At 63.0% G+C, this 14,085-nt stretch carries 11 protein-coding genes and 1 pseudogene; 10 read left to right on the top strand and 2 right to left on the bottom strand.

The window, feature by feature from the left end:
* Positions 1-199 (top strand): annotated as a pseudogene (locus EOB49_RS37940) (ABC transporter permease); the annotation flags it as partial.
* Positions 192-2,222: an ABC transporter ATP-binding protein gene (locus EOB49_RS23920; RefSeq protein ID WP_127382419.1), complete on the top strand. Its 2,031-nt coding sequence runs from the start codon at positions 192-194 to the stop codon at positions 2,220-2,222. The pseudogene EOB49_RS37940 and the gene EOB49_RS23920, both read left to right, overlap by 8 nt.
* 26 nt (positions 2,223-2,248) lie before the next feature.
* On the opposite strand, the gene EOB49_RS23925 is transcribed toward EOB49_RS23920, so the two are convergent.
* Entirely contained in the window at positions 2,249-3,151 is a 903-nt protein-coding gene (locus EOB49_RS23925; RefSeq protein WP_127382420.1) for a LysR family transcriptional regulator, read from the bottom strand.
* Positions 3,152-3,264: 113 nt separating this feature from the next.
* Between EOB49_RS23925 and EOB49_RS23930 the strand changes: the two genes are divergently transcribed.
* From EOB49_RS23930 to EOB49_RS23955, 6 genes are all read left to right on the top strand, one after another.
* Positions 3,265-4,920, top strand: coding sequence for an ABC transporter substrate-binding protein (locus tag EOB49_RS23930; protein WP_127382421.1), 1,656 nt, complete (start codon positions 3,265-3,267; stop codon positions 4,918-4,920).
* Complete coding sequence (locus EOB49_RS23935; RefSeq protein WP_164761844.1) at positions 4,917-5,807, top strand: DUF427 domain-containing protein; 891 nt, start codon at positions 4,917-4,919, stop codon at positions 5,805-5,807. The genes EOB49_RS23930 and EOB49_RS23935 overlap by 4 nt, the downstream gene beginning before the upstream one ends.
* Positions 5,808-5,896: 89 nt before the next feature.
* Positions 5,897-6,661, top strand: a complete 765-nt coding sequence (locus tag EOB49_RS23940; RefSeq protein ID WP_127321480.1) for an SDR family oxidoreductase — start codon at positions 5,897-5,899, stop codon at positions 6,659-6,661.
* Between the two features lie 420 nt (positions 6,662-7,081).
* Positions 7,082-8,056 carry an ABC transporter substrate-binding protein gene (locus EOB49_RS23945; RefSeq protein WP_127382422.1) on the top strand — a complete coding sequence of 325 codons (975 nt, stop codon included), beginning with the start codon at positions 7,082-7,084 and terminating at the stop codon, positions 8,054-8,056.
* Positions 8,057-8,131: 75 nt separating this feature from the next.
* On the top strand, positions 8,132-9,217 hold the full coding sequence (locus EOB49_RS23950; protein ID WP_127328479.1) for a glycine betaine/L-proline ABC transporter ATP-binding protein: 1,086 nt from the start codon (positions 8,132-8,134) through the stop codon (positions 9,215-9,217).
* Complete coding sequence (locus tag EOB49_RS23955; protein WP_127382423.1) at positions 9,214-11,196, top strand: ABC transporter permease subunit; 1,983 nt, start codon at positions 9,214-9,216, stop codon at positions 11,194-11,196. The genes EOB49_RS23950 and EOB49_RS23955 overlap by 4 nt, the downstream gene beginning before the upstream one ends.
* Positions 11,197-11,207: 11 nt before the next feature.
* On the opposite strand, the gene EOB49_RS23960 is transcribed toward EOB49_RS23955, so the two are convergent.
* Positions 11,208-12,566: an NAD(P)/FAD-dependent oxidoreductase gene (locus EOB49_RS23960; protein WP_127382424.1), complete on the bottom strand. Its 1,359-nt coding sequence runs from the start codon at positions 12,564-12,566 to the stop codon at positions 11,208-11,210.
* A gap of 317 nt (positions 12,567-12,883) precedes the next feature.
* Between EOB49_RS23960 and EOB49_RS23965 the strand changes: the two genes are divergently transcribed.
* Positions 12,884-13,600 (top strand): XRE family transcriptional regulator, encoded by a 717-nt coding sequence (locus tag EOB49_RS23965; RefSeq protein ID WP_127270283.1) that lies wholly within the window; start codon positions 12,884-12,886, stop codon positions 13,598-13,600.
* 150 nt (positions 13,601-13,750) lie between these two features.
* Positions 13,751-14,085: endonuclease domain-containing protein (locus EOB49_RS23975; protein WP_164781785.1), on the top strand; the 335-nt coding region annotated here is incomplete at its 3' end.

Raw genomic sequence — 14,085 nt, forward strand, 5'->3', positions numbered from 1 at the left:
CGCCGTCGCCACGCTCTCCTTCATGGGCTTTGGCATCCAGCCGCCCTCGCCCGACTGGGGGCTGTCGATCTCCAACAATTACGGCATGATCGGCGGCGGCTTCTGGTGGACAGTGCTGTTCGATGCGCTCGCCATCGCTTCGCTGGTGATCGGCGTCAATCTGGCGGCCGACGGCGTTCACGGAGCGCTCAATGACTAACTCCGCCAAGGCCGAAAACGCACTCGAACTCACCGATCTTTCGGTTGCCTACCGCGTCGCCGGCCGCAATCGCGCCGTGCTGCGCAACCTCAGCCTCACCATCGGCCAGGGCGAAGCCTATGGGCTGGTCGGCGAGTCCGGTTGCGGCAAGTCGACAGTGGCGCTCACCGTCGTGCGCTATCTGCCGAGAAATGGCTCGATCACCGGCGGCGCGATCTCGCTCGACGGCCAGAATGTGATGAAACTTGACGCCGAAGCGCTCAGGCGGGCGCGCGCGGAAAGCGTCTCCATGGTCTATCAGGACCCGGGCAAGGCGCTGAACCCATCGATCCGCGTCGGCCGTCAGCTGACCGAGATTTTTGAACTCGGCGGCGTTTCGGGACGAGCGGCCACTGACCGGGCGATTGCGATGCTGAACCGAGTGCGCATCTCCGACCCCGTCAGCGTCATGCAGCGCTACCCGCACCAGCTTTCCGGCGGCATGCAGCAACGCGTGGCGATTGCCATGGCGCTGGCCAACGATCCGTCGATGCTGATCCTCGACGAGCCGACCACCGGCCTCGATGCGACGGTGGAGGCCGAAGTGCTCGACCTGATCGCGCAGCTCAGGCAGGAACTGTCGGCCTCGATCCTGTTCATCAGCCACAACCTCGCCGTCGTTTCCAACATGTGCGACCGGGTCGGCGTGCTCTATGCCGGCATGCTGGTCGAGGAAGGGCCGACGGAGGTCGTGTTTAACGATCCGCGCCATCCCTACACGGTCGCCCTGCTGCGTTGCCTGCCGCGCGGCGGCCAACGCAAGGATCAGGGCCGGCTCGACACCATTCCGGGTTTCCTGCCCGGCATCGGGGCCGACATCAAGGGCTGCGCCTTCGCCGATCGCTGCGCGCTCGCCGACGATCGCTGCCGCAGCGAATTGCCGCCGCTCTATGATCTGGGCGGCCGGCTGTCGCGCTGCTTCCATCACGACAAGGCGCAAGCGCTGCCGCGTGCCACACCGAGCGATGTGGCGCCCGCCCCAAAGCCGGCGGCAGCACCGGTGCTGCGCGTCGCCGGGTTGAACAAGACCTATTCCAGCCACGGTCATGCACTGCGCGCCGTCAAGGATGTTTCGGTCGATTTGCGGCCCGGCGAGACGCTCGGGCTGGTCGGCGAATCCGGCAGCGGCAAGACGACCTTCGCCAGGTTGCTGCTCGGCCTGGTGCCGCCCGACGACGGCGGCACCATCGAACTTGAGGGCAAGGCGCTGGCGCCCAGGCTGGAGAACCGCAGCGACGACCAGATCAAGGCGATGCAGATCGTCTTCCAGAACCCGGACTCCGCACTCAACCGCTCGCATTCGATTCGCCATCTGATCGGCCGGGCGCTGAAGCGGCTGGCCGGCCTCTCCGGCAAAGCGCTGGAGGCGCGCCTCAACGACCTCGTCCGCTCTGTGCGGCTCACCGACCGGCATCTGGCCGTCAAGCCGCGCCAGCTCTCCGGCGGCCTGAAGCAGCGCGTCGCCATTGCGCGCGCCTTCGCCGGCAATCCGCGCATCGTGGTGTGCGACGAGCCGACCTCGGCGCTCGACGTCTCGGTGCAGGCTGCGATCCTCAATCTGCTCGCCGACCTTCAGTCGAAGGAAGACGTCAGCTACATCTTCATCTCGCACGACCTTGCCGTGGTGCGTTACCTCTCCGACAAGATCGCCGTGCTCTATCTCGGCCGCATCATGGAACTCGGACCGTCGGAAGATGTCTTTTCCGGCCCGCATCACCCCTATACCGAGGCGCTGCTGTCGGCGGTGCCCAAACTCGACCAGACCGAGACGGCACGCATTCGTCTCGACGGCGAGATCCCCAGCGCCACCAGCCCGCCGTCGGGCTGCGTGTTCCACACGCGCTGCCCGCGCAAGATCGGCCCGATCTGCGAACAGCAGGAGCCGCCACTCAGCGAGGCCCAGCCCGGCCATTCCATCCGCTGCCACATTCCTTACTCCGAACTGGCCAGGCTGCAGAGAGCGGTCGTGACCGAGCCGGCATAGCGCTGTCGCTCCCGTGGCTTGGCCTGTCAGATCTGGCCGGCCATGCTGAGAGCACGGTCACCTTCTGAAAAGCCCTGCCCTTCGGCCCAGTCTCTGGCCAGCGTGCGCAGGCCTGTGAGCGCGACATCCAGAACATCCGAAGACACGGGATTCGAGGGATAGGCGAGGTAGATCGGCCGTTGGAATACCGGTGTGTTGTCGATGCGCCGCATCTCGCCGCGCTCGATATGACCGCTGACGGCACTGAGCGGCAGATAGGCGGCGGCCTGCTGCGACTGCACGTGCTGCAGCCCGATGAAGACCAGCCCGGCCGAAATCGCCGGCTTGACCATGCCGGCAAAGGCGCGGTCGTGCTCGATGCGGAACTCCAGTCCCCAGTCCATCAGGATATAGTTTTCGGTCCATGGCTTGGTCTGTGCGGCGTGCTGGACGAGCACCACCTGATCGACGGCCAGCGTCTCGTAGACAATGCCGGGATGCGGTCGCGGCAGATAGAGGATGCAGATGTCGAGCAGGCCTTCCGCCAGCTGGTCGATCGCCAGATCCGGGAAACTGCCTTCAAGCCGCAGCGCCACGTTCGGCCGCCTGGCGCGCATCCACTCGACCCATGGCGAGGTGATGCGGTCCCAGAGATAGGCAGGCGCGGTCAGCCGCAGCAAGGTCTCATAACCATCGGGAACGGCGATATCCTGCCGTGATTGCTCCCATGTGCGGGTGATAGACGATGCGTGCGGCAGGAACTGCCGGCCGGCCGGCGTAAGCGTGACGCCATCGCGGTCACGCACGAAAAGCCGGCGTCCCAACTGATCCTCCAGTCCCCTGATCCGCGCACTGACCGTGGACTGGGCGAGGTTGAGCCGGCTGGCCGCGACGGTGAAGCTGCCATGGGTGGCGACTTCGAGAAAGCTGCGCAGATTCTCAGTGTCCATGCCCACCTCCTGCATCGAAAATTTCGATGACTCCTATCAAAAAATATCGCTTTCCGGCGGCAGTCAACAATGAACTAGATGGCTGAACCCCAAGACAAGCGAGGAATCCAGCCATGCCCAAGCATTTCCGGATGATCGACAACGCTCGCAGAACACTCACTGCAATCGAAAATTCCGCTGTCGACGAATTTCTGGCCGGCAGGATGGACCGCCGTGACTTCCTGCGCCATGGCAGCGTGCTTGGGCTTTCCTTGCCGTTCCTGGGCAGCCTTGTCGCGGCCGCCGGCCTCGGCACCCAGCAGGCCCGCGCCGAGGGCAAGCCGGGCGGCACGGTGCGCGCCGGCGTGGCGACGCCGGGCGGCGCCATCGATCCCGTCACCTACTATGACAGCGGCAGCTACCAGCTGGTTTTCCAAACCGCCGAGTTTCTCTGCATCACGCAGCCGGACCTCACTTTGAAGCCTGTGCTGGCAGAGAGCTGGGCGCCGAACGAGGATGGCAGCGTGTGGACCTTCAAGCTGCGCAAGGGCGTGAAATTCCACAATGGCGAGGATTTCAAGGCCGACGACGTCGTCGCGACCTTCGACCGGCTGGCCGATCCCAACGGCGCTTCCAACGCGCTTTCGGTGTTCAAAGGCCTTCTTTCGAAGGGCGGCACCCGGAAGGTCGACGACCACACCGTCGCCTTCCATCTCGATGCGCCGAATGGCAGCTTTCCCTATTCAGTGTCGATCGACAATTACAACGCCGTCATCCTGCCGGCGAGCTACAAGGGCGACTACGAAAAGACGTTCGAAGGCACCGGGCCGTTTCGGCTGGAGACCTACACACCAAAGGTTGGCGCGACCTTCATCCGCAATCCCGACTATTGGGGCGAGAAGGCGCTGCCCGACCGGCTCGAATTCAAGTTCTACGGCGACGTGCAGCCGCGCATCCTGGCCCTGCAGGCCGGCGAAGTCGACATTCTCGATGCTGTTCCGCTCGATGTCAGCCAGGTGGTGCTGAACAGTCCTGATATCACCGTGTTGCGTGTCGCTTCGACCGCGCACCGCCAGTTGCACATGCGCTGCGATACCGGCCCCTTCACCGACAAGCGCGTGCGCCAGGCGCTGGCGCTGTGCATCGACCGCTCCAAGCTGGTCGACGGCTTGTGCCGCGGCATGGCGGCGACTGGCAATGACAGCCCGTTCGCGCCGGCCTTCCCCGCGACAGACAAGTCGATGCCGCAACGCGTCCAGGACATCGCCAAGGCCAAGCAGTTGCTCGACGCGGCGGGTCTCGCCGAAGGCTTCGACATCACGCTGACCACGCTGCGCTATTCCGACATTCCGGGCTATGCGCAATTGTTCCAGAATTTCGCCAAGGAGATCGGTGCGCGCATCTCGCTCAACATCGAGGACCAGGACAAATATTACGGCAAAGCGGTGTTCGGCCAGTCGGACTGGCTGGACAGCCCGCTCGGCATCACCGACTACGCGCATCGCAGCGTGCCAAACGTCTTCCTCAAGAGCCCGTTGGTCAGCGACGGCCCTTGGAACGCGGCGCATTTCAAGAGCCCGGCCTATGATGGCATGGTCACCAGCTATCTCAAGGCGCTCGATGCCGGCGCGCAGCGCGCTGCCGCCTCCGACATCCAGAAATTGCTGCTCGACGAGACGCCTGTCATCTTCAGCTATTTCCCCGATCTGCTGGTGCCGGTGCGCAAGAATGTCAGCGGCCTTCCGCCGATCGCGGCCGGCCTGCTGCTCGACCGCGTGTCGTTGAGCTGATCGTGCGCCAGCGCCCGATGACAAAAGAAACAAAACGGGAGACTACCATTCGCAAGCCCCATCTGCGCGGCCGTGGGCCGCATTTTCCGCTGCTCGACACCATTGTGCAGTATGAATTCGAGCCGGGCTACATAGCCTTCACCATGCCGACGCAGAAGCGCCTGCGTGTGCAGGTGGGATCGATGACCGTGGCCGATACGACCAATGCCTTGGTGTTCTACGAATCCGATCACCTGCCGGTCTACTACTTCCCGATCGGCGACGTTCGCGAGGAATTCCTGCTGCCGAGCAAGACGACGACAGAGGACCCGTTCAAGGGCACAGCCACCCACTACTCGCTCAACACCGGCATCACGCTGGTCGAGGACGCGGCCTGGCGCTATCTCGATCCGATCAAGGGCTGTCCGCCGATATCGGACTACATGTCGTTCACCTGGAGCAAGATGGGCCACTGGTTCGAGGAGGACGAAGAAATCTTCGTCCACGCCCGCGATCCGTTCCGCCGGGTCGACTGCCTCCCGTCGTCGCGGCGCGTGCAGGTCATTCTCGACGGCGAACAGGTCGCCGATTCACGCCGCGGCGTGTTCCTGTTCGAAACCGGCCATCCGGTGCGCCACTATCTGCCGATCGCCGATACGCGGCTCGATATGTTCGCGCCCAGCCGCTACATTTCGCGCTGTCCTTACAAGGGCATCTCCAACTATTATCACGTGACGACCAAGGCCAAGCGTCACGAGAACCTGGTCTGGTATTATCCCGAGCCGGTGCACGAGGCGGAGCGCATCAAGGGGCTGGTCTGCTTCCACCACGAACTGGTCGACAAGATCCTGGTCGATGGCGTCGAAATCCCGAAGGAAGCCACGGCCGCGTCGAGCGGTTATTTCTGAGTATCGACGCCGCTTGAGCCATTTGCGCGCGGGCGCTTGATCGAAGCACGGCTCAGCGCATACCCTCCCTGGGCCAGGGAGGGCACTCAATGGATCTTTTCAAACTGAACGGCGATGTCGCGCTGGTCACCGGCGCCGGCAGCGGCATCGGCCAGGCAATCGCGATCGGACTGGCCGAGGCAGGCGCCGACGTCGCCTGTTTCGGCCATGCATCGAAGGGTGGGCTGGACGAAACCGCGCACCGGATCACGGCGCTCGGCCGCAAAGCGCTGGTGCTGACCGGTACAGTGACATCGCAGAGCGATCTCGCGACGGCGATCGATCGCGTCGAGAGCGAACTCGGTGCGCTCACCGTCGCCGTCAACAATGCCGGCATTGCCGGCTCCGAGCCCGCCGAGACGATGCCGCTGGAGACGTGGCAGAAGGTTCACGACGTCAATGTCGCCGGCGTGTTCCTGTCCTGTCAGGCCGAAGCGCGCAAGATGCTGGCGCGAGGCAAGGGCTCGATCATCAACATCGCCTCGATGTCGGGCACCATCGTCAACCGCGGCCTGACGCAGGCGCACTACAACTCTTCGAAGGCCGCCGTCATCCACATGTCCAGGAGCTTCGCCATGGAGTGGGCCGATCGCGGCCTGCGCGTCAATGTGGTTAGTCCCGGTTACACGCTGACGCCGATGAACAAGCGGCCAGAGGTGGCGGAAGAGGTGAAGATCTTCAAGCGCGACACGCCGATGGGGCGCATGGCGGCGCCGGAGGAAATGGTCGGGCCGACGGTGTTCCTCGCCAGCCGCGCAGCGAGCTTCGTCACCGGCCTCGACCTGATTGTAGATGGCGGCTACGTCTGCTGGTAAGAGCTCAGCTTCGCCTGCAGTCTGAATTTGTACGTCTCGCGAAGCGTTAGTCGTTGCGCGACAGGAACCTTGGTATATATAATTTCATCCTATGAAACGGCCTTGGCGAGATGGGGCTTACCAGGCGGGTAGCCGAGATCATACGACCTTGATGGCTCGCACCTTGCAGGGCGCCGCAGGACTGGCAATCGATCCGCAGATGACCGCTCCCGCAGCGATCCGTCGGCAGCCATGACGCCGACATTCCAGTCCTGTTCCACCATCACCAGAATTGAGCACCATCTTGCCTGCGCTGGCCAAAGCCGGGGCAATAATTTGGCGCCGACGGCCTTGCGCAAAGACCAGTCTTTCCAACACAATCAAGAAAAAGCCGCAAGAAGGGAACGGACGATAATTTTCACAGCTTGAAGGAGAACAAGCATGTCATTTCGCAGCCAGATCTCGAAACTCTCGATGAGCGCCGTCGCGCTCGCGACATTAAGCCTGCTGACACCTTCCGCCCAAGCCGCCGCACCGGAATCCAACGATCCGATCAAGATCGCGCTGTTCGACTGGACCAGCGTCAACCTCAACGCCAAGATACTCGGCGGCATCCTGGAAAAGCTCGGCTATACCGTCGAATATCCGACCGCCGACTACCTCTCCAGCCTGACCACCGGTCTCACCAATGGCGATCTCGATGTCGGCATGGAATTCTGGGACACGACCGCCGGCGAGGCCATGAAGGCCTCCGATGCGACAGGCCAGACCGAACGGCTGGGCAAGCTCGGCCCCAAGGCCAAGGAAGAATGGTGGTTTCCCGAATACATGAAGGAGAAGTGCCCCGGCCTGCCCAATTGGGAAGCGCTGAAGGATCCGAAATGCGCCGAAGCCTTCTCGACGGCGGAGACCGCACCGAAGGGGCGCTATCTCGGCGGCCCGGTAACATGGGAAGGCTTTGACGACGAGCGCGTCGAAGCGCTGAAACTGCCCTTCACCGTCATCCATGCCGGCACCGACGCGGCGATGTTCGCCGAGTTGGACTCGGCCTATCAGCGCAAAGCGCCGATCATGCTGTGGATCTATTCGCCGCATTGGGCGCCGGCCAAATACAAGGGCGAATGGGTTGAATTCCCCGAATACACGCCCGAGTGCTACAGCGACCCGAAATGGGGCACCAACCCCGACGCCAAATATGATTGCGGCAAGCCGCATGGCGAGATCTGGAAGTACTCCTGGGCCGGCATGAAGGACAAATGGCCGGTCGCCTACAAGGTGGCGAAGGCCTACACGGTCGACACCGACGAGCTCAACAAGATGAGCGGCGAGATCGATCTCGGCGGCAAGACGCCGGAAGACGTCGCCGCCGCCTGGATCGCCGCCCACGAGGCCGACTGGAAAGCCTGGGCGCAGTGATCGTTCCGACTGGAAGATGAGACCCGGCAGTTGATCAGCCGGGCCTCGGTTCTTGTGTTCCAGAAGGACGTTTGAATGACGGACAAGACTGAACAGGGCGCCAAGGGGGCGGGCACGCCAAAAGATGCCCGCCCGATAAAGCTTGCCTGCCGCAATGTCTGGAAGCTGTTCGGATCGAACGCGGCCAATTTCATCCGCGAACGCGACGGCAAGGCCAGCATGGCCGACGTCACCGCCGCAGGGCTGGTCGGCGCGGTGCGCGCCGTCGACCTCGAAATCCTCCAGGGCGAGATTTTCATCATCATGGGCCTGTCGGGCTCCGGCAAGTCGACGCTGGTGCGCTGCATGTCGAGGCTGATCGAGCCGACCCACGGCAAGGTCGAATTCGAGGGCAAGGATCTGCTGAAGATTTCGGATGCAGCGCTGATCGAGTTGCGACGCCATCGCATGGGCATGGTGTTCCAGAATTTTGCGCTGCTGCCGCACCTCAACGTGCTGGAGAACATCGCCTTCCCGCTCAGCATCCAGGGGCAGGACCGGCCGACACGCGAGGCACGGGCGCGCGAGGTCATCGAACTTGTCGGCCTGCGCGGCCGCGAGCATTTCTATCCGCGCGAATTGTCCGGCGGCCAGCAGCAGCGGGTGGGCATCGCCCGAAGCCTCGCGACAAAACCGGAAATCTGGTTCCTCGACGAGCCGTTCTCGGCGCTCGACCCGCTGATCCGCCGCGAAATGCAGGATGAGCTGATGCGGCTGCAAACCATGCTGCACAAGACCATCGTCTTCATCACCCATGATTTCGACGAGGCGATCCGGCTGGCCGACCGCATCGCCATCATGAAGGATGGCGAGGTCATCCAGATCGGCACGCCGGAGGAGTTGGTGGTCAATCCGGCGACCGACTATGTCGCCGAGTTCACCCGCGACGTCGACCGCGCCAAGGTGATTTCGGCACGCAGCCTAATGCGCGCCTGCGACGGCTCGGAGCATGGCGGCACCGTTGCCCCAGATGCCAAGATCGCCAGCTTCTCTGCCGGTATCGTTGCCGCCAACAAGCCGTTCGCGGTGGTCAACGGCACCGGCAAGCCGATCGGCGAGGTGACGCCGCAAGCGGTGATCGATCTGCTGGCCGGCATCGATCGCTCAAGGGTCGGCGCATGACGGTGACAGCAAGCGCCAGCGAGACGCGGTCGCGACCGATTCAGGTCTGGCTGCTGGTCTGGGCGGCAGCGCTTGGCGCCGTGCTTGTCGTGTTCCTGTTGCAGGACCGCCTGCCCTGGGCCGTCAACTATCCGGCAAGTGCCGTCGTGCCGGTCGCCGATTGGGTCAGCGCGCTGATGCGCTGGATCAAGTCGAACCTGTCCTGGTTGACGCGCTCGATCACCGCTGTGCTCGGCGTTCCCCTCGATTTCGCGCTCAATCTGCTGGCTAAGAATTTCAAGATCGGCCACGGCGCTGACGCCTCTGTCCTGCCGCGCCTGTCCTGGGTCGGCGTCTGCGCCGCCGCCTTCCTTGCTGGACATGCCGTTGGCGGCAGAAAGCTCAGCCTGCTGGTCGGCGGCTGCTTCCTCTACATCGCCCTGTTCGGCCAATGGACCAGCGCCATGCTGACGCTGGCGCTGATCTCCATCGCCGTGCCGTTCTGTATCGTCACCGGGCTGTTCGCCGGCATCTGGGCGTGGCGCAAGCCATGGGCCGAAAGGCTTATCGTCTCCCCTGCCCTCGACCTGATGCAGACGATTCCGACCTTCGCCTATCTCATCCCGATGCTGCTGCTGTTCGGCAACAGCCCGGTCTCGGCGATGATCGCGACCGCCATTTTCGCCACGCCGCCGATGGTGCGAGCGACGATGCTCGGCCTGTCGCGGGTGCCGTCGGAGATCGACGATTTCAGCGAAATGGCCGGCTGCACGGCGCGGCAGAAACTGTGGCGAGTGCTGCTGCCGTCGGCGCGGCCGACACTGATGATCGGCGTCAACCAGGTGATCATGCTGGCGCTGAACATGGTGATCATCGCCTCGATGATCGGCGCCGGCGGCCTCGGCTACGACGTGCTCCTGGCGCTTCGCGCACTGAAGGTTGGCGAGGCGATGGAAGCCGGCCTTGCCATCGTGGCACTGGCCATTGCGCTCGACCGGCTGAGCCAGGCCATCGCGCACAAGCAGGCCAAAGGCCATGCCCATCAGGAGATGAGCCCGAGCCTCTGGCAGCGTTACCCCAATCTGACGCTGGCCATCGCCATCCTTGTGGTGACGACACTTCTCGGCCTGTTCGTGCCGGCCTTCGCAGCGGTGCCGAAGGCGATCACCTTCACCACCGCGCCGCTGTGGAAAGCGGCCGTAAACTGGGTGACGATCAATTTCTTCGACACGATCGAAGCGTTCCGCGTGGCGCTGATCCTTAATTTGCTGAACCCGCTGCGTGCCTTTTGCGAAGGGTTTCCCTGGCTGGGCGCGGTGTTCCTGCTCGGCCTTGCCGGCTATCAGTTCTCCGGCCTGCGGCTGGCTGTCCTTGTCGCGGCGCTGACCGCTTTCTGCGCCATCACCGGCCTGTGGGAAAAGACCATGGCGACCGTCTATCTCTGCGGTATCTCGGCCTTCATCGCCTGCCTGGTCGGCATCCCGATCGGCCTGATGGCTTCACGCAGCGACCGTTTCGAGAAGATCGTCACACCGGTCATCGACACGCTGCAGGTGCTGCCGTCCTTCTGCTTCATCATTCCGGTGGTGATGCTGTTTCGGGTCGGCGATGTCACGGCGATGATCGCCACGATCGCCTTCGCCGTGGTGCCGGCCATCCGCTACACCAATCACGGCATCAGGCAGGTGCCGCCGGCGCTGATCGAGGCGGCCCAGGTGTCGGGCTGCACGCCGCGCCAGACCTTCTTTCGCGTGCAACTGCCGCTGGCGCTGCCGGAGATCATGCTTGGCGTCAACCAGACGATCCTGATGGCGCTGGCGATGATCATCATCTGCGCCATGGTCGGCACCCGCGATCTCGGCCAGGAAGTGTTCATCGCGCTGTCCAAGGCCGATTCCGGCCGCGGCATCGTCGCGGGCCTGGCCATCGCCTTCATCGGCATTGTCGCCGACCGGCTGTTCGGCGCCTGGACGGCGAAAGCCAGGGCAAGGCTGGGGTAGCAGGCGCCGCCCTACTCCGCCGCGACGCCCTTCACCTCGAGATAGCTCTCCATCGAATCGTCCAGCGCCTGCAGCCACAGCGTATGATGCAGCGGCGCCATGGTCCCGGACATCAGCGAGCGGTAGGCGTGGTCGCGGAAGCTCATAATGTCTTCGCCCTTGTGGTGTTCCCATTCCATGAAGGTCTGGTTGACCGCTTCGACGTCGAAGCCCGGATAGTCGGTCTGGTCCATCAATTCCTTGGTGTAGTCGCCCTGGAACCAGATCATCTGCTCGGCGTCTTCGAGCGTTTCCTCGCGTGCGCGCCATTTCGCGCCGTGCGCAGCCATCGCCTCGGCCGAGGGCAGCTTGATGCGGCCCATGATGACGTCGCGGGCGAACCAGGCCTGCGCGTCGAACATGTTGAAGGTGTAGAACTGATCCTGCATGCCGATATAGGAAAGCTGCGGGTTCTTCTCCCAGACGACGCCTTCATAGAGGTCGAGCGGCCACATGCGGTTGGCTGTCTTGAGCTTCAGATCGTCGGTGAGGAAGGGGAAGGAGTGCAGGTAGCCGGTGCACAGGATGATGGCGTCGACATCCCTAGTGGTGCCGTCCTTGAAGTGGGCTGTCTTGCCTACGACCTTCTGCAGCAGCGGCACTTCCTGCCAATTCTCCGGCCATTTGAAGCCCATCGGCTTCGAGCGGTAGCTGGAGGTGATGGATTTGGCGCCATATTTGTAGCATTGCGAGCCGATGTCCTCGGCCGAATAGGAGCGGCCGATGATCAATATATCCTTGCCCTTGAACTCCATCGCGTCGCGGAAATCGTGGCTGTGCAGGATGCGGCCGTTGAAGGTCGAAAAGCCCTCGAAATAGGGCACGTTGGGCACCGAGAAATGCCCGGAAGCGACGACGACATTGTCGAACTCTTCCGAATAGGTGACGTCGTTGGTGCGGTCATGCGCGGTGACGGTGAATTTCTTCGTCTCGTCCGAAAACGTCACCATGCGCACCGGGCTGTTGAAGCGCACCCATTTGCGAAGGCCTGATTTTTCGACGCGGCCCTTGATGTAGTCCCACAGCACGGCGCGCGGCGGATAGGAGCCGATCGGCCGGCCGAAGTGCTCCTCGAAAGTATAGTCGGCGAATTCCAGGCACTCCTTCGGTCCGTTCGACCAGAGATAGCGGTACATCGAGCCGTGCACCGGATCGCCATGCTCGTCGAGGCCAGTGCGCCAGGTGTAGTTCCACAGGCCGCCCCAGTCCGACTGCTTTTCGAAGCAGACGATCTCGGGAATGTCGGCGCCCCTGTCGGCCGCCGACTTGAAGGCCCTGAGCTGTGCCAGGCCGGACGGGCCGGCTCCGATGACGGCAACGCGACTTTTCATGGCAGGCCTCCCGATCTGGTTTCGACTTTTGTCTTGACGCAATTCCCAAGGGGAAAGCGCCATGCGCTTTTCCCGGAATTGCTCTTACGAAACAAATTTCACTCACAGGACAGTAATTGGCCCTTTCGTGCTGTCAACAGCCCGATGCTGAAACAAGGTTTCGCCGATGTGGATTTCCCGCGAAAAACCGGACGCGGCCAAACATCATTATCATGCGCATGCGCGTTCACGCGACTTGCCGTCGCAGTTGCGCTCCTGTATCGGCACCTGACATGTTCACCTAGAGTGAAATAAATCCCAGGAGTGCCGGGGGCGACATGGCGAAGAAGGTTTCCGATCCCAAGGCTGGTCTCGCCGGTGCGACGGCCAAGCCGCTGCCAAAGGTTTCAGCCGACGGCAAAACCATCCGCGCGCCACTGACGCAGAACCCGCATGCCATTCGCGACACGCGCGAAAAAGTGCTGGAGGTGGCGATCGGCCGCGAGGTGCGGGCGTTCCGCAAGAAGCTCGGCATCACCGTGGCTGATCTCGCGGTCGCCACCGACATTTCGCTCGGCATGCTGTCGAAGATCGAGAATGGTATCACCTCGCCGTCGCTGACCACCTTGCAGGCACTGTCGCGGGCGCTCGGCGTTCCGGTCACCGCCTTCTTCCGCCGCTTCGAGGAGGAGCGCAGCGCCGTCTTCGTCAAGGCCGGCCAAGGTCTCGATGTCGAACGCCGCGGCACCCGTGCCGGCCACCAGTATAACCTGCTCGGCCATATCGGATCCAACACCAGCGGCGTCGTCGTCGAGCCCTATCTGATCACGCTGACCGAGGATTCCGATGTGTTCCCGACCTTCCAACATGAGGGCATGGAGTTCCTCTACATGCTCGAAGGCGAGGTCGTTTACCGGCACGGCAGCAACCTCTACCCGATGAAGCCCGGCGACAGCCTGTTCTTCGACGCCGACGCGCCGCACGGGCCGGAGCAACTGACGAAACTGCCGATGCGCTATCTGTCGATTATTTGCTATCCGCAGAGCGCGGGTTAAGCGGGACTCGATCTCCCCTTGGTCTCTCGTGAGGAGATCGGCTTCGCGACGGCTCCTCTTTTGCACTGGTGATTGGCGAAAGCTGAAGTGACATTCGATCTCCCCCCTGGAGGGGGAGATGTCCGGCAGGACAGAGGGGGGCGAACCGCGATGACGCACAATCTGGTATCCGCCAACAGCCGCCGCAATGCGCGCACGATGCGCAAGGTGATGACCGATGCCGAACTCAAGCTTTGGAATGAGATCAGGGCACACAGGCTGATGGGACTGGGGTTTCGGCGCCAGATGCCTATCGCCGGCCATATCGTCGATTTTGCATGCCCGGACAAAAAGCTGATCGTCGAGCTTGATGGTTCCCAGCATGGCCGGGCCGAAACGTCGGAATCGGACGCTGCAAGAACCGCCAAATTCGAAGCGCTGGGCTGGACGGTCCTGCGCTTCTGGAACGACGATGTCATTCGCGATATCGACAATGTCTGCCAGCA

Origin of the sequence: Mesorhizobium sp. M7A.F.Ca.MR.148.00.0.0 (assembly GCF_003997735.1) — a bacterium.
In the GTDB taxonomy this organism is placed as follows: domain Bacteria; phylum Pseudomonadota; class Alphaproteobacteria; order Rhizobiales; family Rhizobiaceae; genus Mesorhizobium.